The sequence below is a fragment of the Erythrobacter sp. genome, from assembly GCF_039988855.1.
In the GTDB taxonomy this organism is placed as follows: Bacteria; Pseudomonadota; Alphaproteobacteria; order Sphingomonadales; family Sphingomonadaceae; genus Erythrobacter.
Genome location: NZ_JBDXIY010000015.1, coordinates 550,818 through 571,611 on the forward strand (window position 1 = coordinate 550,818; position 20,794 = coordinate 571,611).

Here is a 20,794-nt window from a genome sequence, read left to right on the forward strand (position 1 = left end):
ACATAGACGATATGGCAACGACCGCAGACAATTCCGGACTTGAAGCAGATGCCCATGGTCACGATGATCACCACGATCACAAGCCAGGCTTTTTTGCCCGTTGGTTCATGTCAACCAACCACAAGGACATCGGTTCGCTCTACCTGATCTTCGCAATTGTCGCTGGTATTATCGGCGGTGCGATGTCGGGTGTCATGCGGATGGAGTTAATGGAGCCGGATATTCAATACCTTTGGTGGTTTGCTGGCTCCTCGCCCGAAGATATTTCGGCCGCTGGCCATATGTGGAATGTGTTTATCACGGGTCACGGTCTTATCATGGTCTTCTTCATGGTGATGCCCGCGATGATTGGCGGCTTTGGTAACTGGTTTGTGCCGCTTATGATCGGCGCGCCGGATATGGCGTTTCCGCGTATGAACAATATTAGCTTCTGGCTGACGGTTGTTGGTTTCTTGTCGCTCCTATTCTCGCTGTTTGTGCCGGGTAACTCGATCGGTAATGGTGCGGGCGTTGGTTGGACGGTCTATGCGCCGCTTTCGACGACAGGCGCACCGGGGCCAGCAGTCGACTTTGCGATCTTCTCACTCCACTTGGCTGGTGCTGGTTCGATCCTTGGTGCGACCAACTTCATCACCACCATTTTCAACATGCGCGCGCCGGGTATGACCCTGCACAAGATGCCGCTGTTCGTATGGTCGGTGCTTGTAACCGCATTCTTGCTCCTGCTCGCACTGCCGGTGCTTGCCGCGGCGATCACCATGCTTTTGACCGACCGTAACTTTGGGACGACGTTCTTCGATCCAGCGGGCGGCGGTGACCCGATCCTTTATCAGCACTTGTTCTGGTTCTTCGGTCACCCAGAGGTTTACATCATGATCCTGCCGGGCTTCGGCATGATCAGCCAAATCATTGCAACCTTCAGCCGTAAACCAGTATTTGGCTACCTCGGTATGGCATACGCAATGGTTGCCATTGGCGTTGTCGGCTTCATCGTGTGGGCGCACCACATGTACACCGTTGGCCTCGACGTGAACACGAAGATGTACTTCACCGCAGCGACCATGGTCATTGCTGTCCCGACAGGCGTAAAAATCTTCAGCTGGATCGCAACCATGTGGGGTGGCTCGATTGAGCTTAAGTCACCGATGGTTTGGGCACTTGGATTTATATTCTTGTTCACCGTCGGAGGTGTGACCGGTGTGATTCTCGCCAATGGCGGTATAGATGACAACCTTCACGACACTTATTACGTTGTCGCACACTTCCACTACGTGCTGTCGATGGGCGCGGTGTTCTCGCTGTTCGCTGGGTTCTATTACTGGTTCCCGAAGATGAGCGGTAAGATGCACTCCGAGTTCTTGTCGCACCTGCACTTCTGGGTGTTCTTCATCGGCGTGAACGTGATCTTCTTCCCGCAGCACTTCCTTGGTCTGCAAGGCATGCCGCGCCGTATTCCCGACTACAATGATAAGTATGCGTTCTGGAACGAAATAAGCTCTTATGGCTATACTATCATGGCAGCTTCCATGCTGATCTTCTTTGCTAACCTTGCTTACGCATACCTCGCAGGCAAGAAGGCGGCGAACAACCCATGGGGCGAAGGCGCAACCACGCTTGAGTGGACGCTGACATCACCTCCGCCGTTCCACCAGTTTGAAACGCTGCCAGTGATCGAGGATCATCATGATTACCACGATCATCGCCCGGCAACGGCCTAAACGGTGATCCCGGACAAACCGGGGCACCAAGACAGACTAAGGGGGAGGGCGCGACCGTTAGGAGTGCCCTCTTCGCACAAAAGGAAAGAGCCATCAGGCTGAGCTGAAATGACCGCGACCACCACAACCACCCTAATGCCGACTGAGTGGCGCGACTTTTTCGCGCTCACAAAGCCGCGTGTTATGACGCTGGTGGTGTTTACAGCGATTTGCGGTTTGCTGGCGGCTCCTGGTTCTATTCATCCGGTTCTTGGTTTTACCGCTGTGCTTGCCATTGCGATGGGGGCAGGGGGCTCTGCTGTTATCAATCAATGGTGGGAAGCGGACCTCGATGCAGGGATGGAGCGGACGGCTGACCGCCCGCTTCCCGACGGCAGAATGCACCGCGATGATGCGCGCGATTTTGGCATGTTCCTGTCAGGCGTTTCGATCATGCTGATGGGCCTTGCGATCGGTTGGCTCGCCGCAGGCCTGTTGTTCGCCGCGATCATTTATTACGCGGTGATCTACACCATGTGGCTCAAGCCGCGTACACCTCAAAACATTGTAATTGGCGGCGGCGCTGGTGCGTTTCCTCCGCTGATTGGCTGGGTGGCTGTGACGGGTGAGCTGACCGCTATGCCGGTCCTTCTGTTTGCGATTATCTTTATGTGGACCCCGCCGCACTTTTGGGCGCTGGCTCTGTTTGTGAAGACTGATTACGCCAATGTTGGCATCCCGATGATGCCGGTTGTACGCGGTGAAAAATCCACTAGGCGCCAAATCTTGGTCTACACCGTGCTGCTTGCGCCGATTGCCGTTGCGCCTTGGTTGATCGGCGGGACGAGCTGGGTCTATGGTTCGGTTTCTGTTGTGCTCTCGGTTCTGTTCTTTGCGCTTGCATGGCCTGTGGGCCTTCGTGACCGCGCAGAAGATGATCCGATGAAACCCGAAGTGCTGCTGTTCAAATTCAGCATCGCCTATCTTTTTGTGCTTTTTGCAGCATTGGTCGCTGACCGGGTGCTCTTTGCGCAAGGTATAATCGGTGGAGGGTTCTTCTCATGACATCTGAAGAGCAAAAGCGCGCAGAGCAAAAAGAGTTCAAGCGCCGTCAGAATGCACGCAATTGGGTGGTGGGCGGTACGCTCCTTTTCTTTGCGGTTCTATTCTACGCGATCACGATGGCCCGGATTGGAGGCTGATGCGATGAGCGTAACAACGGCATTCGACCAAGAAACAGCGCACAAGAATGTCCAGACTGGCATTATCGCCATGTTGGGAGCGGCTGCGATGCTCGGCCTTGGGTTTGCAGCGGTCCCGCTTTACGATCTGTTTTGCCGCGTCACGGGTTTTGCTGGCACAACGCAGATTGCAACACAGACCGAAGCAAAGGCAGCAGCATCGCTGGGCACGACCAGAGAGATTTCAATCCGTTTCGATGCGAGCTTGGCGCGCGATATGCCTTGGGAGTTCGCTCCTTCACAAAGCACCGATACCGTTAGTATCGGCCAACGTGATATTGCGACATATGTGGCGCGCAATTATACGGACGAGCCTATCACTGGCACTGCGACTTTTAACGTCGAGCCGTGGCAGGCGGGAGCATACTTCAACAAGATCCAATGTTTCTGCTTCACCGAGCAGACTTTGCAGCCGGGGCAGGAAGTGACCATGCCTGTGCTTTATTACATCGATCCGGCAATCCTCGAAGACGATGCGATCGCCGACATTGAGCAAATCACGCTCTCCTACACTTTTCACCGCGCGAAGGAGCCTGTAGTTACGGGCCTTGACCGCTCGAAATCACCATCTGACGCATCCTAAGGGACGGGAACTCGAACCATGGCTGGCAATGTAAACCACGATTATCACATTTTGGAGCCCGATATTTGGCCGCTCATCGGCTCGTTTTCGGCACTGACTTTCACTGGCGGAATGGTCCTTAGCTTTTATCCAGAACTGTTCGGTTTCTGGAGCGATGTGACCATGTGGATTGGTCTTTCGGGCCTTCTTGCGACTTTCTTCATGTGGTTCCGCAATGTCACCATGGAAGCCCAACAAGGTGACCACACACCAGTTGTTCAGCTCCATATGCGTTACGGTATGATCCTGTTCATCGCCTCTGAAGTTATGTTCTTTGTCGGATGGTTCTGGAGCTTTTTTGACTTTGCGCTTTTCCCCGATCCGCTCGCCTATGATGCAGCGGCAGGGACGACCGAAGCGCTGAACACCTTGGTAGGCGGCACAGAATTGCCCAAGGGTGATTTCATCCCTCAAGGTATGGAAGTTCTCGATCCGTTCAGCCTCCCCCTGCTTAACACGCTGATCCTGCTATGTTCAGGCACCACCGTTACTTGGGCGCACCACTCGCTCATTCACGGAGACCGTGAGGGGCTGAAGCAAGGTCTGTGGGCTACCATCGCCTTGGGCGCGCTGTTCAGCGGCATCCAAGCTTATGAGTACGGCATTGCGCCGTTTGGCTTTGGCGGAAACACTTATTCAAGCGCCTTCTACATGGCGACAGGTTTCCACGGTTTCCACGTTTTGATCGGTACGATCTTCCTCGCTGTCTGCCTCTACCGCGCGTACATTGGCCACTTCACCCAGCGGCAACACTTCGGTTTCGAAGCGGCGGCTTGGTACTGGCACTTTGTTGACGTGGTGTGGCTGTTCCTCTTCATCGCAGTTTACGTCTGGGGCGGTTGGGGCGCCGTTTACCACTGATGGTGAAGGGCTCCGGTCCTGAGACATCGAAAGGGCAGTCCGGTTTCTTCCGGGCTGCCCTTTTGGGTTTATGCCCTAGGTGTAAAGAGCCTACTTTGTTTGAGGCCCCGGCCAGCGTGGCTATCAAATGCTCCGAGTGCGAACTTGAATTTTCCAAGTACGAGCGCGGCGGGAGGGTGAGCGGCCTGTTCACCGTCTTGATTGCCATCATCCTCATCGTGATCGCTGTTGGGATTGAGAACACATTCCGCCCGCCCTTGTGGTTGCAAGCAGCGTTCTGGGCACCCGTCACGGTAGGCACGGTGATATATAGCTTGCGGCTGTTTAAGACCGTGTTGCTCTACGCCAGTTTTGAGAATGCCAAGGAACCTTCCGAATGATCCGCAACCTTCCGATTATCCCCACGGTTATCGTTTTGGCTGCTGCGGCTACGATGGTGTGGCTCGGCTTTTGGCAATTGGGACGCGCCGATGAGAAAGCGGTGTTGGTTGCTCGTTATAGCGAGGCGGGCATACAGATTGCCGATTTCCCGGTTAGAGGAACGGGCGAAGAGGTTTGGTTCCGCCGAAGCTCTGTTGATTGCAGCGAAATTCTCAGCCGTGATCCGGTATCAGGAACGGCTGCCAACGGCGCAAAGGGCTGGGCAATGCGCGTTATTTGCCAAGATGGAGATGCGGGCGTGACCGTAGATCTCGGATTTACCCGAGATTTGAGGGCGTTTGAATGGGATGGCGGAATGGTCGAAGGTGTCATCGCGCCAGGGCCGCGCCTTGTGGCAGATCCTCCTGCCGGCGGCCTCTATCCTCTCGCCAAACCTGATCCTAGCGACCTGCCCAACAATCATCTCGCTTATGCAGGTCAGTGGTTCTTCTTCGCGCTCACGGCCTTGGTGATCTATTTTCTCGCTATCCGCACTAAGCTGATAAAGCGGGATTAGGGCTGTCCAAATATAGCATTACTTGCCCCAAATCTCGCACCCCGCTAACCGCACTGCACAATGAAATACATTTCCACCAGAGGCTCCGCGCCCATTCTCGATTTTGAAGGTGCAACGCTTGCAGGGCTGGCCAGCGATGGTGGGTTATACCTGCCTGCTGAATGGCCGCACTTTAGCCAAGACGAAATCCGCGCCATGCGTGGACTCCCATATCCAGAGCTAGCCGCGCGTATTATGAAGCCGTTCGTTGCAGGCTCGCTCACCGATGATGAATTGGGAGCCTTGTGTGAAGCTGTCTATGGCGATTTCGGCCACGCAGCGGTCACGCCTTTGGTGCAACTGAATGAACAGCACTGGTTGTTGGAATTGTTCCACGGCCCAACACTCGCGTTTAAAGATGTGGCGCTGCAAATGCTGGGCCGCTTGTTTGAAACGTTCCTTGAACGCCGGGCTGAGCAGCTCACCATCGTTGGCGCGACCAGCGGTGACACGGGTTCTGCTGCGATCCGCGCAGTCGCGGGCCTTGAGCGGGTTGAGATATTCATGCTCCACCCACGCGGCAAAGTCTCCGATGTACAACGCCGCCAGATGACGACGGTACGTGCGCCTAATGTGCACAACCTTGCGATTGATGGCAGCTTTGACGATGCGCAGGCTCATGTGAAGGAGATGTTCGCTGATGAGAGCGTTGCGAAAACGCTCAACCTTGGCGCGGTGAACTCGATCAACTGGGCGCGGCTGATGGCGCAGGTTGTCTATTATTTCTACGCCGGGCTCCAATTGGGCGCGCCAGAACGGGCGGCGGCCTACAGCGTGCCCACTGGCAATTTTGGCGATATCTTTGCAGGTTATGTGGCGAGCAAGATGGGGCTGCCGATTGAGCAATTGATCGTCGCCACCAATGTGAATGACATCCTGCACCGTGCCTTGAAGGATGGGGATTATTCGACCGGTACCACCACGGCAACGATCACACCTTCGATGGACATTCAGGTCAGCTCCAATTTTGAGCGTCTTTTGTTCGATGTTGGTGGCCGCGACGGCCTAGCGATGGCCGAACAAATGAGCGCCTTCGAAGCCTCGAAGGCGATGCAATTGACCAATGCGCAGCGCGAGGGAACTTCCGCGCTTTTCACCAGCGGCCGAGCGGATCAGCAAGAGACGGCGCAGGCTTTGCAATGGGCCTATCGCCACACGGCGCAGGTCATTGACCCGCACACAGGCGTGGGCCTTCATGCTGCTCGGCAGGCGCAGGTTGCAAACGGGACCCCAATCGTGACCCTAGCGACCGCTCACCCAGCCAAATTTCCAGATGCGGTTGAGCGAGCGACGGGTGTTCGCCCTGCATTGCCTGCACGTGTGGGCAATCTTTTCGGCCGTGAAGAAGCGATGGTGGAAATTGGCGGCGACTATGAAGCTGCGCGCGAATTTGTCCTCTCCAACGCCAGCGCGACAGCCAGCTAATGGCTAGCCTCATCCAGCAACCGCTGGTGATGGAATGCACCGGGTGGCCAGACCAGAGCTCATACCGCTTGCTCGATAGCGGGGCGGGGCGAAAGTTTGAGGCTTTTGGCCCTCATGCGTTTGTCCGTCCCGAACCCCAAGCCATGTGGCAACCGCGCCTTGCCGACTGGGATGCCGCGGGCGAGTTTGTGCCGGGCTCTGACGAGGATGGCGGGGGACGTTGGAACCTTTCACCCGAGGTCCCCGATGGGTGGGAGCTGCAATGGAATGACGTGCGTTTCACCGCGCAGCCGACGCCGTTTAGGCACCTCCAATTCTTCCCCGATATGGCGCCCGTATGGGACTGGATGAGGGGACAATTGAGCGGGCACATGGATGCTGAGACGCTCAATATGTTTGGCTACACCGGGCTTGGCACATTGGCGCTTTCCGATCATGGCCGCGTGACCCATGTTGATGCGTCGAAGAAATCGGTGGCTCAAGCGCGCGAGAACGCGGAGCTTTCCAAAATGGAGGATCGCCCGATCCGCTGGCTGGTCGATGATGCGGCCAAGTTTACCGCGCGCGAAGTTCGCCGCGAACGCCGCTATGACGGGATCATCCTTGATCCGCCCAAATTCGGGCGCGGGCCAAAGACTGAGACATGGCGCATTGAAGAGGGGCTTTCCGGCCTGATTGGCGATTGTGCCAAGCTTCTCGATGACAAAAGCGCGTTTCTTTTTCTCACCGTTTACGCAGTGCGGATGAGTAGTCTTTCCATAGCTGGCTTGCTTGAAGAGGCTCTGGCGCACCTTCCCGGACAAATCGAGCACGGCGATCTGGCTGTGCGTGAGGAAGGGGAGGGCGGGCGGCTTCTGCCCACCGCTATTTTCGCACGCTGGTCCAATCCGGGCTAAGGGCTCTCACACGATGACACAAAACGATTCGCTCATTCTCGAAGTTGCCGATCTGGAAGTGAATGTCCTCACCGGCATTTATTCTGAGGAAACTGGCAAGCCTCAGCCGCTGCGCATCACTATTCAGGCGCGCTATGACATTGCCGATCGCTATGACCATGACACGCCACTTGAAGCGAGCAAGAATTATATGGACTTGAAATTCGCAGCTTCTGACGGTCTGCCAGAAGGCGTCCATTTCAAGCTGATTGAAGCGGTGGGCGACCATATTTGCGAAACGCTGTTTGTGCAGGATAAACGCGTTCAGGCCGTGACGGTGAAGATCATCAAGCTCGCTATTGCTGAAGGCAATGAGAAGATTGGCATCACGCTCCACCGTGAACGGCCCGCTCAATAAAAGATGGCATTGGCGCAATACCAGGTTTCTGAATTACCAGAGAGCCCGCTTGAAGCGAGCGCTGCCTTTTTTGCGGAGCATTTGGACGCCGCACGGTCGGTTGCGTGTGGGGGTGACTTATTGATCATTCTCCCAACCGCTGGCCCCGATCACGCGGATTGGCGTCAGGCGGTCGCAAGGGATATGGCCCGCGATGCGGCTCCCTCCCGCGTGAATGTGATCGGAGCAGGGGATCAAGCCCAGAAAGAGACGCTGATCCGCTATTTGGCGGATGCAAAGGGCGTAACAGGGCATTACAGTCAAACAAATGACTAAAGGCTTGGTGCGGAACCGTGACTTTCTGGATTTGGCGAAGGCCGATCCCAGTCCCAATGCGCCATTGATCGATACCTTTGGCCGCACGATTTCGTATCTGCGGTTGTCCGTTACAGACCGCTGTGATCTGCGCTGCACCTATTGTATGCCCGAGCGTATGACCTTTCTTCCCAAAAAGGAGGTCCTTTCTCTCGAAGAACTACATGATTTAGCATTAGGCTTTATTGATCGCGGGGTCACAAAAATCCGTATCACCGGAGGTGAGCCTTTGGTTCGCCGAGGCATCATTGGCTTGTTTGAAGCGCTTGGCCAAAGGCTTGGTTACGGGCTTGAAGAACTAACTCTAACCACCAATGCGACGCAGCTCGCAGGCCATGCAGAGGCGCTTTACAAGGCAGGCGTGCGGCGGGTGAATATTTCGCTCGATACGCTCGACCGCGCACGGTTTGAAGAGCTTACGCGGCGCGATGCACTGCCTCAGGTTATTGAGGGGATCACGGCGGCGCAGGAGGCGGGGCTCAGGGTAAAGCTCAACGCAGTGGCGCTTAAAGGCGTGAACGAGGATGAACTTCCCGACCTTATCGCATGGGCGCATGGGCTGGATCATGAGGTGACGCTGATCGAAGTCATGCCGCTTGGCGATGTCGAGGAAGAGCGCCTCGATCAATATCTGCCTTTGAGCGATGTTCGAAGTGCGCTGGAGGAGCGTTGGACGCTTACCGATAATGCGCACAAGTCCGGCGGTCCGGCGCGTTATATGGATGTGGCGGAAACGGGCGGGCGGCTCGGGCTAATCACCCCGCACACTAACAATTTTTGCGATGGCTGCAACCGTTTGCGAGTGACGGCGACGGGTCAGCTTTACCCATGCCTTGGCGGGGGAGAGCGGGTGGATATGCGCGCCGCTTTGCGCAGTGATGATCCACAAGGGGAGCTTGCCAAGGCTTTTGATCAGACCATGTTGATTAAGCCTGAGCGCCATCATTTTCGGATGGACGAACGCGGCGCTGCGCCGCATTTGCCGCGCCATATGTCAATGACGGGAGGCTAACCGGATGGCTGTTCGAATCATCTTCTTGGGACCGCTTGCCGATATGGCAGGCAAGCAAAGCGTGGAAGCGGATGCCCCGCTCGATTGGGCAGGGCTGCTCGACGTTGTGGGCAAAGAGGTCGCTGCTCAGCTTGGCGAAGAACGCGTCAATGTTGCTTTCGGAGGCCGGGTGCTAGCGGACAAAACACAGCTTCGGGCCAAAGACGGCGATGAAGTTGCGCTCCTCCCACCTGTATCCGGGGGCTAACGGGGCGTGAAGGACGTTCGCCTCCTCACCGAAGAGTTCATTCCGGGCACACTCGTTGGCCCGTTTACACAGGCTCACCCGGGACTTGGCGGTGTGTGCACATTCGTTGGCGAAGTAAGAGGCGGAGAAGGGCAAGATATGGGCGTCGAGGCTCTAGAGCTATCCCACTACGAACCGCTGACATTGCCCACAATGGAAACCCTCGCAGACACCGCCATCGAACGATTCGACCTTATGGGCCTTTTGATGGTTCACCGTGTCGGCAAAATGCGTGTTGGCGAACCCATTGTGCTCGTCTCAGCCACCGCCCGTCACCGGCGCGGGGCCATTGATGCGGTCGATTTCTGCATGGACCATTTGAAAGCCGCCGCGTGGTTTTGGAAGCGCGAGAAACGCGCAGATGCTTGGCATTGGATTGAACCGCGCGCTGATGACTACGCCGATTTGGCGCGCTGGGACAAATAAATCTAGCCAGTTTGATCTGGATCAAAGTTGGCCATTGTTGACGGCTCTAATTCTCCTTTCAACAAAGGAGATCAGCTCATGTCCAAACAACTTCGAGACGAAATCGATCAAGGCAAAGCTCGCATTGTCGATGCGCCCGCAAGCGCCGCCCCTCAAAACGCAGCCCGCCATCAGGTCGAGGTAGACCGCAATTTCGAAATTCCCACCGCCTATTACGGGATCACTGTGGGGCTATACATGGCTTTCCTTGCGGTCACTTTCGCAGGCTTCGGCAATCCGGAACTGGTGATCCCAATGGTCATCTTCGCGGTCTTTATCGTCGGCGGCTTTGGAGTTCCTGCGATTTGGACACGCCTTAAAGGCAATGAGAGCAGGTCGCTTACCATGGGCAAATTTGCGAAGGACGGAATCATGACACTGACTGGCAGACTGGCTCCGCGTGATGCTGTGATCCAGATGCTGATCCTGCCGGTCTTGATCGTCATGTGGGGGATTGCGACCGTGATAATCGCAGCTGTGGTCAGCTGACTATCGGCCTGACACTTCCCTCAATAGCGCGGGGTCGGTAATGTCGATCCCGCGCTTTCCTTTGCGCACAATCGCACCCATTTCCTCAAGCTCGCCAAGCTTGCGGCTCAGCGTCTCAATCGTCAGGCCAAGCATATTGGCCATCTCGCCGCGTGTCAGAGGCAGTTCAAAGTGATAGGCGATATGGCAGGAAGTGTGGCTGGCCGCGCTTGCAAAATCGTGGAGCAGAGCGGCAAGCCGAGCCTCCGCTGTCGCATGGCCAGTTTCGCATGGCCAGTTAACTCCAACAAGCTGCGTGCGCTAAGCAAGTCTTCTTGAGAACGGCGCAGCAATGCGCGCGCCAAAGCAGGATATTCATCCACCGCGCGCTCCATATCGGCCCTCGCAAATGTGCAAAGACGACTTTCGGTAAGCGCCACCACATCATGGTGGGCAAATGGGCTAAACAGCTCGCCGATAAACCCCGATGGATGGACGAGGTTGAGGATTTGCTCATTGCCGTCTGCATCAAAGGAGGTGATTTTGAGAGCGCCGCTGACAAGTGTTGCACAGGCCGCCCCATCATCCCCTGCTGCAAACAGCATTTCGCCGCGTGCTAATGTGCGCGTGCTGCCTGCCGCCGCAAGCGCATCGCGCTCATCCTCTGTCAGAACAGCGCAAGCGGCGCTTTGTCTGACAGGGCAGGTGGCGCAGGCCCGGTTCACCGGCGCAACTGCCCTCCCAATGATACAAGAGTTTCATCCTGCTGTGCGATCAGTCCAGCGACATGGGTTTGCGCTTTGTGGATCTCATCCAAAGGCGCAAATGTTGTTGCGGCCTGCGCTTCCATTTGATCGAGCTGGGCCAGCACACCCGCCGTTTGACCACGCAGACTCGACAAATGACCAAGGCCGACGAGAGCCTTTGCATAGGCATCGCTTTCTTGGCTCAGCCCTTGACTGGCCTCGATCAGTTTGCGCACGTTACCTTGCTCGAGACTAAACATATTGTCGAAATTCCCCGCCTTGGTAGCCGCCTCGAGAATGGAATCGAGGTTTGCCGATTCTAACGGTTTGGAGGCGCCTTCTGGTGAAGGCGATAAGGTGCCTTGTGCGCGCTCTGCATCGCGCACCGCAAGCGAAGGATAGCTCCCATCCGCGGAGGCACACCCGGCAAGCGCTATGCTAAGGGATATTGCGAGGGAAATCTGTATGCTGGTCGGGTTCATCATCGCGGCTTAGTCTTATCATGGTCGCAAGACCACGCAAATATCCGGTTTCTGTGGTGAATGACGCAGATTCTCGCGAAACTGGCGTTGACTCAAACGCCCCATTCCCTTAACGGCACGCTTCCTTCTGGCGCGGCTTATCTGGCTGCGCTAACCAAACGCTGTGTTTGGGTGGTTCGGTGGGCGTGAATGTCTCGCGCTTAATCGAACAGCTTAAAGAAACGAGAGTATTTAGCCATGTTCGCGATCGTGCGCACTGGCGGCAAGCAATATCGGGTTGCCGCTGGAGACAAAATTGCCGTTGAAAAGCTCGCCGGAGAAGCCGGTGACACCATCACTTTGGGCGACATCCTGCTCGCCGGCGAAGGCGACACTGTCGCTGACGCAAGTAAAGTAACTGTTTCGGCAGAGATTATCGCTCAAGCCAAGAGCGAGAAGACGATCGTTTTCAAAAAGCGTCGTCGTCACAACTACCGCCGTAAAGCTGGCCATCGCCAGCAAATGACGCTTCTGCGCATCACTGATGTTGGCGCTGGCGCTAAGAAGGCTCCTGCTAAGAAAGCGGCCGCTCCTAAGAAGGAAGCAGCTCCTAAGGCAGAAACCGACGCGAAAGCGGCACCTGCTAAAAAGGCTCCGGCCAAGAAAGCAGCTCCAAAAGCAGCAGTAGCCAAAAAGCCTGCTGCCAAAAAAGCTCCCGCCAAAAAGGCACCGGCTAAAATGCCTGCGCCTAAGACTGACAAGAAGTAAGGACGGTACTGAACCATGGCACATAAAAAAGCAGGCGGTTCATCACGTAATGGTCGCGACTCAGTAGGTCGCCGCCTTGGTGTGAAAAAGTTCGGCAGCGAGCAAGTCGTCGCCGGCAACATCATCGTGCGTCAACGCGGAACCAAATTCTATCCGGGCGAAAACGTGGGTATTGGCAAAGACCACACCCTATTTGCGCTCGAGCATGGCGTGGTCCGATTCCACACTGGCAAGCAGTCGCGCAAATATGTCTCAGTCGACATTATGGCGGAAGCAGCCGAATAACCGGACGGTTCATGAAAAGGATCGTCCAACGGGGCGGTCCTGACCGATGACACCATCGGTACTCTAGAGGGAGAAGGGCCACCCCAAAATGGGGAGCCCAACTCCCTCTTGTCGTTTCTCCCTCTTTTTGAGTGCGTTTGGTCGGAATTTTATGTCCGATGCAAACAGACTGTCATGTTCGCACCCTAATCGGCGCTCATACATGGCGAGAGAGGAAACGAGACGTGTTCCATCGCAGTGAACGTTTGTTGCTAAGACCGATATGGCCTGAAGATTGGCAAGCCGTCTATGGCGGGATTGCCGATGAAGGTGTGGTGCGTAATCTCGCGCGGGCCCCGTGGCCATATTCCAAGCAAGACGCGCGCGATTTTGCAGCGCGTCCACTGGCTCCCCATGAACCGCGCTTTCTGATTACAACAGCGTGCAATGGGCAAGCGATTGGTTGTATTGGACTTGATGCCCATGATCCGGATTATCCGGGAACCGTTGAGATCGGTTATTGGATTGCGCGTCAGCATTGGGGCAAAGGCTATGCCACCGAAGCAGGCAAAGCGGCGCTTTCGATCGCCGCCACGCTTGGATACCCACGCGTTTACGGCTCGCACTTTCTCGACAATCCTGCTTCGGGCGCGGTACTCACAAAGCTTGGATTTGAGCCAACAGGCCGGGTGATTGAACGCCATTCCTGTGGACGCGGTGAGACGGCGATGACCGCGGAATACGCGATTGAACTGTCATGCGGTGCCGATCATTCAGGAAGCAAGGCAGCTTAACTTGGAATTGCTTCGCGTTTTTCGTTTACTCGGACATCTTGTGCGAGCGCGTCTTGAGCGCGTGCGGCAATTCCCCTAACAACGCCTTCAATGACCGTACGTAAAAGACTGAGCCCCGAAGAATCGCGCCGTTCCGCGCTTGAGGCTGCTCGTGGCCTCCTGATTGAAACGGGACCGCAATCCGTGACGCTGAAAGCGGTGGCAGCGCGTATTGGCCGGACACATGCCAATTTGTTGCACCATTTCGGATCGGCTTCCGGATTGCAAAAGGCGCTGGCTGAGCATTTGGCTAAGACCGTTTGTGAAACGATTATCGAAGCTGTCCGCGCAAGCCGTGCAGGGCTTGGTTCTGCGCGTGAGGTTGTCGATCTGGCGTTCGATGCATTTGACCGCGAAGGGGCAGGGGCCCTTACGTCTTGGATGTTGTTGTCGGGCAATGAAGATGCATTAAACCCGATTATCAGCACGATCCACGAGCTCGTCGACGAGATCGCGCCTGAAGAGGCACAGCATCACACAGACGACCCTTTGCATGTTCACAAAGACACGTTGAGCTTGGTGTTGCTGGCTTTGGGGGATGCGCTCATCGGGGCTGCCTTGGCGAAATCGCTCGGCCTTCCGCGTGATACAGCCCGCAACAGGGCGGCGGCCAATCTTGAGGCTTCAATGGCCAACTATTACGGCGAGAATGTTATTCGCTGATACCTGCTGCTTGCCAGTCAGGCAGGGTGGCTGGATCAAGGTCAGCGACGCGCAGATGATCGACGGCAAACCCCAGTTCTGAATAGGCGGCTTTGCGCCGTTTCTCTTGCGATTGATCAAATGGGACCACCACTAGCCGGCGATTGACCTTCTGACGCCAATTCATTCGCGCGGTGTTTTCTTGCCCAATATAGCAGCCTTTTTTGAAGCTTACGCCGTTGAGTTCAACCGCGTTGGTTTCAAGCCACAAGATATCACCAAGTTCCGCGCTTCCTTCTGGAATGCCGTGGGCCAGCCGGTGGGCGAGGTAATTGTTGTCACCTTCAGGCCATTCAAGCGAGACAGGTTGAGCCAGCCAGCGCGATCCCATCTCGGGTATTCTTGGATCGGTTGCTGCGTGTTCGGCTGGGATCATTAACTCGCCTGGGGGACTACCAGGAATGAGCTTCCCTCCGCCGCGTTCGGGGGTCCAAAAGACCGCTAAGGTCTCGTCAGGCTCGATGCTGATCTTGCGGCGAAGGCGATAGAGCGAGAGGCGCTTGGCAAGCGCATCTGCTTGGGCCTCCTCACAATCGAGGAGGATATCTTCACCGTCTGACCACACGAAGAAATCGAACATAGCTTTGCCTTGCGCCGACAAAAGCGCGGCATAGACAGGCAGATCGCCGCTCACATCGTTGGTGATAAGACCCTGTAGGAATTCCCTTACGTCTTCGTTTGGCTCTTCGGCGCGCATTCGGATGATGCTGCGTGATTTCAGCCAGTTAGCGTTCATAATTCCAACTCTTTCACAATCGCATTGGCAAGGTTTTCGCCCATCCGCGGACCTTGTTCGGGATAAAGATAAGGCTCGATAAGCTCAGCTTCCATGACCATCAGTCTACCGTCTTCTCCTTCTAACATGTCGATCCGCGCATAGAGTGGAGCATCAAAGGGCAGCGTTTCGATGATCGCAGCTGCCTGAGCGATCTCGTCTGCGCTGGGGTCATGGGCTAGCTCGCGTCCGCCATATAAAGATTGGATGCGGTAGTCGCCTGCATCGGGAAGCTTGCGCACACAATGGCCGTAGGAACCTCCGAAGAAAAGGAAGCTGAGTTCCCCTTTTTCCGCAATGGCGGGAAGGAAGGGTTGGACCATCGCAGGGTGCATGAATTGCCAGTCTGCTGGTACTGCGCCTCGTTCCAATAAATCCTGACCTTCTGCCCCGGCACCGATTTGCCGTTTCACCACCAATTTCTCGCAATCAAATTGGCCAAATGCCGCCTCGGCATCGGCGGCACTGAGATGATCCAGCCACAGAGTTGGAATGGTTCGGGCACCGTGCTTTGCCAATTCTTGTAGGTATGTCTTGCTGATATTCCAGCGCACAATAGCTGCATTGTTGCAGACATTTATCCCTGCTGCCTCGAGCGCTTCGAGCTTTGCGTGAAAGGCATCGGAATTGTCGGCGTAGTTCCACGAGGTGCCCAGCATTACTAGGTCCACGCCGTCAAATGCGGCCATGGGCGCTTCCCAATCAATCACGCGCAGTTCCCACGCTTTTTGCTCAAATGCGGGTCTAATCGCCTCGATCATAAGGTCATGCTCAAACGCGTCTTCGCGCCGGGTATTCGAGCCGGGAAGAGTGGTCTCACAGGCGAGGAACGCGATTGTTGTCATGGGTGAAAGCCTTAGGCGCGCGAATGAGGGGTGGAAAGCCCCAGCGCGCGCCGTTATGCGCTTCTTTCATGACGAACAGCATCACAATCCGCCGCCCCGATGATTGGCATCTTCACTTCCGCGATGGAGATGTGATGCGCGGCGTTGTCCCTTACACCGCGCGCCAGTTTGGCCGGGCGATTGTTATGCCGAACCTGACCCCGCCTGTGACTACGGCTGAAATGGCTGCGGCTTACCGCGAGAGGATTTTGGCGGCCGTGCCGAAAGGCGTAGGTTTTACTCCGTTGATGGTGTGCTATCTCACCGATGACACAGATGCAGATGAATTGGCACGAGGCGCGGCAGAAGGCGTGTTTACAGCGGCAAAACTGTATCCCGCCAACGCCACCACCAATTCGGCGCACGGCGTCACCGATTTGCGCAAAATCTATCCAGTGCTGCAACGGATGAGCGATGAAGGTATCGTCTTTTGCATACATGGCGAAGTGACTAGCCCGGACATAGATGTGTTCGATCGTGAGGCGGAATTCATCGAGAGATATTTGCGCGAAATCGTCACCAATTTCCCTGATCTCAAAATCGTGTTTGAACATATCACTACCAGTGACGCGGTCGATTTTGTGATGGAAGCGGGGCCAAATGTCGCTGCAACAATCACCCCTCAGCACCTCCATATCAATCGCAATGCAATGCTCGTCGGAGGAATTCAGCCGCACAATTTTTGCCTGCCCGTGGCAAAGCGTGAAACCCACCGTTTGGCGCTGCGCAAGGCGGCGACGTCGGGCAACGCCAAGTTCTTCCTTGGCACTGATTCAGCGCCGCATTTCCGAAGTGACAAGGAAAGCTCATGCGGCTGTGCGGGCATATTCGGCGCGCCATATGCGTTGGAAAGCTATCTCACGGTTTTTGACGAGGAGGGCGCAATTGACAAGTTCGAAGGCTTTGCCTCGCTCAACGGTCCAGCATTCTACGGCCTACCCGTCAATGAAGAAGAAGTGACGCTTGAGCGCGTGGACGTTGAAGTTCCAGAGGAACTATCATTGGCTGGCTCAACCATTGTACCATGGCATGGTGGGCAGACAATCGGTTGGCGCTTTTTGGATTAAGCGTTGGAAAGCTTGGTCTTGCGGGATCGCCATAAAAGGTCAGCGACAAAGATCGCGATCGCGGTCCAAATAAGCAGGAAACTGCCCAGCTGGATGCTGCGCAGCTGCTGACCGAACACAAATAGACCCAGCAAGAACACGATTGTAGGCGCCAGATATTGGATGAAACCAAGTGTTGAGTAGGGCATCCGCCGCGCTGCGACTGCGAACAACAAAAGCGGTACAGCAGTAAATACACCTGAAAGCACCATCAAAACGCTCAGCTCAAGCTCTGAACCGAATGTTGATCCTCCTGAGCCTGCCCCATACCACAGGGTAATCCCAGCTGCGGCAGGCAATAAGAAAATCGTCTCAATCGTAAGACCAGGAAGCGATCCCACATCCACCTGCTTCCTCACAATGCCATAAAGGCCAAAAGAAAAAGCAAGACTAAGGCTGATCCACAAGGTCGTGAGCGCGCCTGACGCTAGCATCGCAACAGCTCCCGCCGCGATCGCGACCGCCAACCATTGAAGTTTGCTCAGCCGCTCACCCAAAAGAAGCGTGCCCAACAGCACATTGAGCAGCGGGTTAAGGTAATAGCCAAGGCTTGCCGCATAAACCTGATTTTGCATGATCGCCCAGGTGTAAATGAGCCAGTTGACCGCGATGAGCGAAGCACTGGCAAGCAGAGCCAGCATGGTTTTAGGCGATGCGAACACACGTTTTAATTCGCCAAATTGACGGCGAAAGGCGACAATCAAAAGGCAGAAAGGCAACGTCCACAAAATGCGCCAGCCAACAAATTCAAATGGCGGCACGCTCGATACCAGCATGATGTAGAGCGGCAAGAACCCCCAAATTGTATATGCGCCAAGCGCTGCTGGCAGGCCTGAGGGTTGCTGCTGTGTGGGGGTATCGTTGGGCATGAGAGCTGCGCCCTAGGCCCGCTGAGCATTGCACGCAAGCAGCACAGATTGCGCGCAAACTCGCTGGCCCACGCTTTTCCTACGCTCAGATGAATGCAAGCTAACCACGCGCTCCTATTTCATTCAGTTTTACACCCCTAAAGATGAATGCATATCGAGAGGCGCTAAATCACGTTTCCCGGCGTCTTTCTTCATCTTGGGCCAATTCCACCACCGGCCCGAGCACGGCAACCACCAGTCGTGGAAGGCGCCTTCATACCTGTAAGGGTATGAGGGCGTTTTCATTTGGCCGGTTGATGTTGGCGGTCCGAAACAAGGTGAATCGCAAGCTCAGGACAGATCTTCAGGATTATACTTAGCGAAAATTAACCATTTGGCTGGCAAAAGGCGAGCATGACGCACCGCTCAAACTCAGCTTTCTCATTTTTCGGTCCAGCTATTTGTGCTGCGCCTTTTCTGGCATTAAGCGCGCTTACGGCATGCAGCGAAACGCAAGGCGAACAACCTTATGCAAGCGCTGTCTTGGCACAGGATCCGATCATGGCGCGGGCGTTGAATGATCCGTTGATGACGGATCCAGATTTGGCATCGCGCAATCAATCCAATGCGGTGATCGCCTTTCACGACAGCCATCCGCTTCCGCCATTGGAAGCCAATGAAGACGCCGCCTCTCGCGCACGCGAAGCGGCGCGGTTGGAATTGTTAAGCGGTGGTCAGGTTGAAAGCCTCCCACTCCCTATTGAAAGCAGCGACGCCGCCTCCCTTGGTAAATTTACCCGGGCCGATGACATCATTAAGGCGGTCGGAAGCCGCGACGATTGCATCGAAAGCATGAATGATGGCCTCTTGTGGTCCACGCAAATGCCTGAAACCTCTGCCGTCATGCCCCATGGGATGGTTCAACAGGCAGCAGGTGCGGATACCGAACGCTGCGTTGTGAGGGTGGTTCGTTATCACACTCCGGTGAGCGTGAATGACGCGCTGGAATACCACTTTACCAAAGCCACTCGCGAAGGGTTTGTGGTCGAACACATTAACGCGCCAGAGGCCCAACTGCGCGGTGAATGGCGCGACGAGAACCTAGCTGTTCATGGGCGAGAAGGCCCGCGCGGCTTAACCGAAATTGATGTGATCCACTGGATCCGTTGATGCGTTCCTTGCGCGAACTTTGCGCAAGACCAAGGCCCATGCTTTACTCTTTGATGCCGACCGAAATGCTTGCGCGCGGTTGCTCCATTTCGCTACTGGCAACCGGGTAAGCGCAGTAATCTGCGGCGTAGAAGGCAGCGGGCCTGTGGTTGCCCGAAAGCCCGATCCCTCCGAATGGAGCGGAGGAGGAAGCGCCATTTGTTGGCCTGTTCCAATTAATGATACCTGCGCGCGTGTTCGCCCAAAACCGTCCATAATCATCGGGGGACCCACCGATAAGCGATGCAGACAAGCCAAAGCGCGTATTGTTCGCCTCGGCAATGCCAGCATCCAGATCGGGCACGCGGATCACCTGAAGCAGCGGGCCAAACAACTCGATGTCGGGCCGGTCTGCGACCTCTGTCGTGTCAATAATTCCCGGGGTTACAAAGGGTTGTTGAGGTTTCACCCTACGCATGGGCAAAAGCGGTTTTCCCCCTGCGGTCATCAACGCAACGAAGCTTTCGGTGATTCCTTCAGCTGCCGAATTGTCGATCACAGGGCCCATAAAGGGCTGAGGATCTGCGAAGGGTTCATCCACTACAAGCTTGCGCGCAAGAGGGATAAGCTGCGCCATCAGCGGCTTATACATGCTTTCGACCACGATTAATCGGCGCGCTGCAGTGCAGCGTTGTCCGGCGGTCGTGAAGGCACTTTGAATGATGAGCGCGCAGGCGTCAGCAATAAGCGGCGTATCGGTTACGACAATTGGGTTATTTCCGCCCATCTCCAATGCGACAATCTTGCCAGGATTGGCCGCAAGCTTGCGGTTGATCGCTATCCCCGCCTGGGCAGAGCCGGTAAACAAAACGCCGTCGATGCCGGGATGCGCGACCAATGCTTTGCCTTCGTCTGGTCCGCCAATCACGACTTGGACGACGTCTTCGGGCATGCCGCAACGCTTCCAACATTTCAGAAGGGCTAACGCTACCGCCGGGGCTTTTTCAGACGGTTTCAAAATCACTGTATTACCAGCAATTAGGGCTGGGACCATATGTCCATTTGGAAGGTGTGCGGGGAAATTATATGGCCCTAGCACGGACATAACGCCGTGAGGCTTATGCCTTAGGGCCGATGTGCCTAAAAGCGCGCCGTCGCGTTTTTTGCGGCCTGTCCGCTCTGCGTAAGCTTGGACTGAGATATCGATCTTGGCGACCACTGCCTCGACTTCGGTGCGGGCCTCCCAAATTGGTTTGCCGGTCTCTTTGGCGATGAGAGTTGCGATCTCCTCGGCGTCAGTCCGCACTTCATTCGCAAAACGGCGCGCGAGTTCGATGCGTTGACCTTGCGCTTTTGCAGCCCATGCAGGCCACGCACGCCGGGATCGGCTCACGGCTTTATCAACATCGTCGATTGGCCCGCGCCAAATCTCTTCGCCCGTAGCCGGAGCGTAGGATACCAGCTCTGTGTCTGTGTCAGCCATCGCTCTTCTTATCTTAGTTCCTTTTGGGCTGGCCCTCTGAGAAAGCCTCTTCGAATCATGTCGATAACGCGGATA

28 protein-coding genes are annotated in these 20,794 nt (G+C 55.7%); 21 read left to right on the forward strand and 7 right to left on the reverse strand.

All coding sequences use genetic code 11. The annotated features are described in order from the left end of the window. Nucleotides 1–11: 11 nt before the first annotated feature. The 15 genes from ctaD (at nt 12) to ABJ205_RS05575 (ending at nt 10,721) form a co-directional block, all read left to right on the forward strand. A complete protein-coding gene (gene ctaD, locus ABJ205_RS05505) occupies nt 12–1,718 on the forward strand; it encodes a cytochrome c oxidase subunit I (protein WP_348158712.1) in 1,707 nt (568 codons plus the stop codon). 108 nt (nt 1,719–1,826) lie between these two features. Next, nucleotides 1,827–2,762, forward strand: coding sequence for a heme o synthase (locus ABJ205_RS05510; protein ID WP_348158711.1), 936 nt, complete (start codon nt 1,827–1,829; stop codon nt 2,760–2,762). Continuing rightward, entirely contained in the window at nt 2,759–2,899 is a 141-nt protein-coding gene (locus ABJ205_RS05515) for a hypothetical protein (RefSeq protein WP_348158709.1), read from the forward strand. Before ABJ205_RS05510 ends, ABJ205_RS05515 begins: the two co-directional genes overlap by 4 nt. 4 nt (nt 2,900–2,903) lie before the next feature. Further along, nucleotides 2,904–3,521 (forward strand): cytochrome c oxidase assembly protein, encoded by a 618-nt coding sequence (locus ABJ205_RS05520; RefSeq protein ID WP_348158708.1) that lies wholly within the window; start codon nt 2,904–2,906, stop codon nt 3,519–3,521. Between the two features lie 18 nt (nt 3,522–3,539). After that, nucleotides 3,540–4,421 (forward strand): cytochrome c oxidase subunit 3, encoded by an 882-nt coding sequence (locus ABJ205_RS05525; protein ID WP_348158706.1) that lies wholly within the window; start codon nt 3,540–3,542, stop codon nt 4,419–4,421. Between the two features lie 95 nt (nt 4,422–4,516). Next, the gene (locus ABJ205_RS05530) at nt 4,517–4,801 is read left to right on the forward strand and encodes a DUF983 domain-containing protein (protein ID WP_348158705.1); all 285 of its coding nucleotides are present in this window, start codon (nt 4,517–4,519) and stop codon (nt 4,799–4,801) included. Next, nucleotides 4,798–5,358, forward strand: a complete 561-nt coding sequence (locus tag ABJ205_RS05535) for an SURF1 family cytochrome oxidase biogenesis protein (RefSeq protein ID WP_348158703.1) — start codon at nt 4,798–4,800, stop codon at nt 5,356–5,358. The genes ABJ205_RS05530 and ABJ205_RS05535 overlap by 4 nt, the downstream gene beginning before the upstream one ends. A 60-nt stretch (nt 5,359–5,418) precedes the next feature. Further along, nucleotides 5,419–6,822: a threonine synthase gene (thrC, locus tag ABJ205_RS05540; protein WP_348158701.1), complete on the forward strand. Its 1,404-nt coding sequence runs from the start codon at nt 5,419–5,421 to the stop codon at nt 6,820–6,822. Then, a complete protein-coding gene (locus ABJ205_RS05545; RefSeq protein ID WP_348158700.1) occupies nt 6,822–7,718 on the forward strand; it encodes a class I SAM-dependent methyltransferase in 897 nt (298 codons plus the stop codon). Before thrC ends, ABJ205_RS05545 begins: the two co-directional genes overlap by 1 nt. A gap of 13 nt (nt 7,719–7,731) precedes the next feature. Beyond that, on the forward strand, nt 7,732–8,115 hold the full coding sequence (locus ABJ205_RS05550; protein WP_348158698.1) for a dihydroneopterin aldolase: 384 nt from the start codon (nt 7,732–7,734) through the stop codon (nt 8,113–8,115). 3 nt (nt 8,116–8,118) lie between these two features. Then, nucleotides 8,119–8,430, forward strand: a complete 312-nt coding sequence (locus ABJ205_RS05555) for a Rossmann fold domain-containing protein (protein WP_348158697.1) — start codon at nt 8,119–8,121, stop codon at nt 8,428–8,430. After that, on the forward strand, nt 8,423–9,481 hold the full coding sequence (gene moaA / locus ABJ205_RS05560; RefSeq protein ID WP_348158696.1) for a GTP 3',8-cyclase MoaA: 1,059 nt from the start codon (nt 8,423–8,425) through the stop codon (nt 9,479–9,481). The genes ABJ205_RS05555 and moaA overlap by 8 nt, the downstream gene beginning before the upstream one ends. Before the next feature lie 4 nt (nt 9,482–9,485). Next, complete coding sequence (locus ABJ205_RS05565) at nt 9,486–9,728, forward strand: MoaD/ThiS family protein (RefSeq protein ID WP_348158695.1); 243 nt, start codon at nt 9,486–9,488, stop codon at nt 9,726–9,728. Nucleotides 9,729–9,734: 6 nt separating this feature from the next. Further along, nucleotides 9,735–10,193 carry a molybdenum cofactor biosynthesis protein MoaE gene (locus ABJ205_RS05570; protein WP_348158693.1) on the forward strand — a complete coding sequence of 153 codons (459 nt, stop codon included), beginning with the start codon at nt 9,735–9,737 and terminating at the stop codon, nt 10,191–10,193. A gap of 78 nt (nt 10,194–10,271) precedes the next feature. Further along, nucleotides 10,272–10,721 (forward strand): hypothetical protein, encoded by a 450-nt coding sequence (locus tag ABJ205_RS05575; protein ID WP_348158692.1) that lies wholly within the window; start codon nt 10,272–10,274, stop codon nt 10,719–10,721. Here the strand turns inward: ABJ205_RS05575 and ABJ205_RS05580 are convergent, their stop codons facing one another. The 3 genes from ABJ205_RS05580 to ABJ205_RS05590 are packed head-to-tail and all read right to left on the reverse strand — an operon-like array spanning nt 10,722 to nt 11,931. After that, nucleotides 10,722–10,949, reverse strand: a complete 228-nt coding sequence (locus ABJ205_RS05580) for a helix-turn-helix domain-containing protein (RefSeq protein WP_348510038.1) — start codon at nt 10,947–10,949, stop codon at nt 10,722–10,724. Then, the gene (locus ABJ205_RS05585) at nt 10,877–11,425 is read right to left on the reverse strand and encodes a cyclic nucleotide-binding domain-containing protein (protein ID WP_348158690.1); all 549 of its coding nucleotides are present in this window, start codon (nt 11,423–11,425) and stop codon (nt 10,877–10,879) included. Before ABJ205_RS05585 ends, ABJ205_RS05580 begins: the two co-directional genes overlap by 73 nt. Further along, nucleotides 11,422–11,931: a hypothetical protein gene (locus ABJ205_RS05590; RefSeq protein ID WP_348158688.1), complete on the reverse strand. Its 510-nt coding sequence runs from the start codon at nt 11,929–11,931 to the stop codon at nt 11,422–11,424. Before ABJ205_RS05590 ends, ABJ205_RS05585 begins: the two co-directional genes overlap by 4 nt. A gap of 234 nt (nt 11,932–12,165) precedes the next feature. On the opposite strand from ABJ205_RS05590, the gene rplU reads away from it, so the two are divergent. The 4 genes from rplU (at nt 12,166) to ABJ205_RS05610 (ending at nt 14,435) form a co-directional block, all read left to right on the forward strand. Then, entirely contained in the window at nt 12,166–12,675 is a 510-nt protein-coding gene (gene rplU / locus ABJ205_RS05595) for a 50S ribosomal protein L21 (RefSeq protein WP_348158686.1), read from the forward strand. A gap of 15 nt (nt 12,676–12,690) precedes the next feature. Continuing rightward, nucleotides 12,691–12,960 (forward strand): 50S ribosomal protein L27, encoded by a 270-nt coding sequence (gene rpmA, locus ABJ205_RS05600; RefSeq protein WP_348158684.1) that lies wholly within the window; start codon nt 12,691–12,693, stop codon nt 12,958–12,960. Between the two features lie 224 nt (nt 12,961–13,184). After that, nucleotides 13,185–13,733 carry a GNAT family N-acetyltransferase gene (locus tag ABJ205_RS05605; protein WP_348158683.1) on the forward strand — a complete coding sequence of 183 codons (549 nt, stop codon included), beginning with the start codon at nt 13,185–13,187 and terminating at the stop codon, nt 13,731–13,733. A 90-nt stretch (nt 13,734–13,823) separates the two neighbouring features. Beyond that, on the forward strand, nt 13,824–14,435 hold the full coding sequence (locus ABJ205_RS05610) for a helix-turn-helix domain-containing protein (RefSeq protein WP_348158681.1): 612 nt from the start codon (nt 13,824–13,826) through the stop codon (nt 14,433–14,435). Here the strand turns inward: ABJ205_RS05610 and ABJ205_RS05615 are convergent. Next, on the reverse strand, nt 14,425–15,210 hold the full coding sequence (locus ABJ205_RS05615) for a folate-binding protein (protein WP_348158679.1): 786 nt from the start codon (nt 15,208–15,210) through the stop codon (nt 14,425–14,427). The two genes, ABJ205_RS05610 and ABJ205_RS05615, sit on opposite strands and share 11 nt — an antisense overlap. Further along, complete coding sequence (locus ABJ205_RS05620) at nt 15,207–16,094, reverse strand: hypothetical protein (RefSeq protein WP_348158678.1); 888 nt, start codon at nt 16,092–16,094, stop codon at nt 15,207–15,209. The genes ABJ205_RS05615 and ABJ205_RS05620 overlap by 4 nt, the downstream gene beginning before the upstream one ends. 68 nt (nt 16,095–16,162) lie before the next feature. Here ABJ205_RS05620 and pyrC point away from each other — a divergent pair, with 68 nt between their 5' ends. Continuing rightward, the gene (pyrC, locus tag ABJ205_RS05625) at nt 16,163–17,200 is read left to right on the forward strand and encodes a dihydroorotase (protein ID WP_348158677.1); all 1,038 of its coding nucleotides are present in this window, start codon (nt 16,163–16,165) and stop codon (nt 17,198–17,200) included. Here pyrC and rarD read toward each other — a convergent pair. Then, nucleotides 17,197–18,108 carry an EamA family transporter RarD gene (gene rarD, locus ABJ205_RS05630; RefSeq protein ID WP_348158675.1) on the reverse strand — a complete coding sequence of 304 codons (912 nt, stop codon included), beginning with the start codon at nt 18,106–18,108 and terminating at the stop codon, nt 17,197–17,199. The genes pyrC and rarD overlap by 4 nt on opposite strands. A 393-nt stretch (nt 18,109–18,501) precedes the next feature. On the opposite strand from rarD, the gene ABJ205_RS05635 reads away from it, so the two are divergent. Then, nucleotides 18,502–19,257 (forward strand): hypothetical protein, encoded by a 756-nt coding sequence (locus ABJ205_RS05635; RefSeq protein ID WP_348158673.1) that lies wholly within the window; start codon nt 18,502–18,504, stop codon nt 19,255–19,257. A 43-nt stretch (nt 19,258–19,300) separates the two neighbouring features. On the opposite strand, the gene astD is transcribed toward ABJ205_RS05635, so the two are convergent. Next, on the reverse strand, nt 19,301–20,719 hold the full coding sequence (astD, locus tag ABJ205_RS05640) for a succinylglutamate-semialdehyde dehydrogenase (protein WP_348158672.1): 1,419 nt from the start codon (nt 20,717–20,719) through the stop codon (nt 19,301–19,303). Between the last annotated feature and the right edge of the window lie 75 nt (nt 20,720–20,794).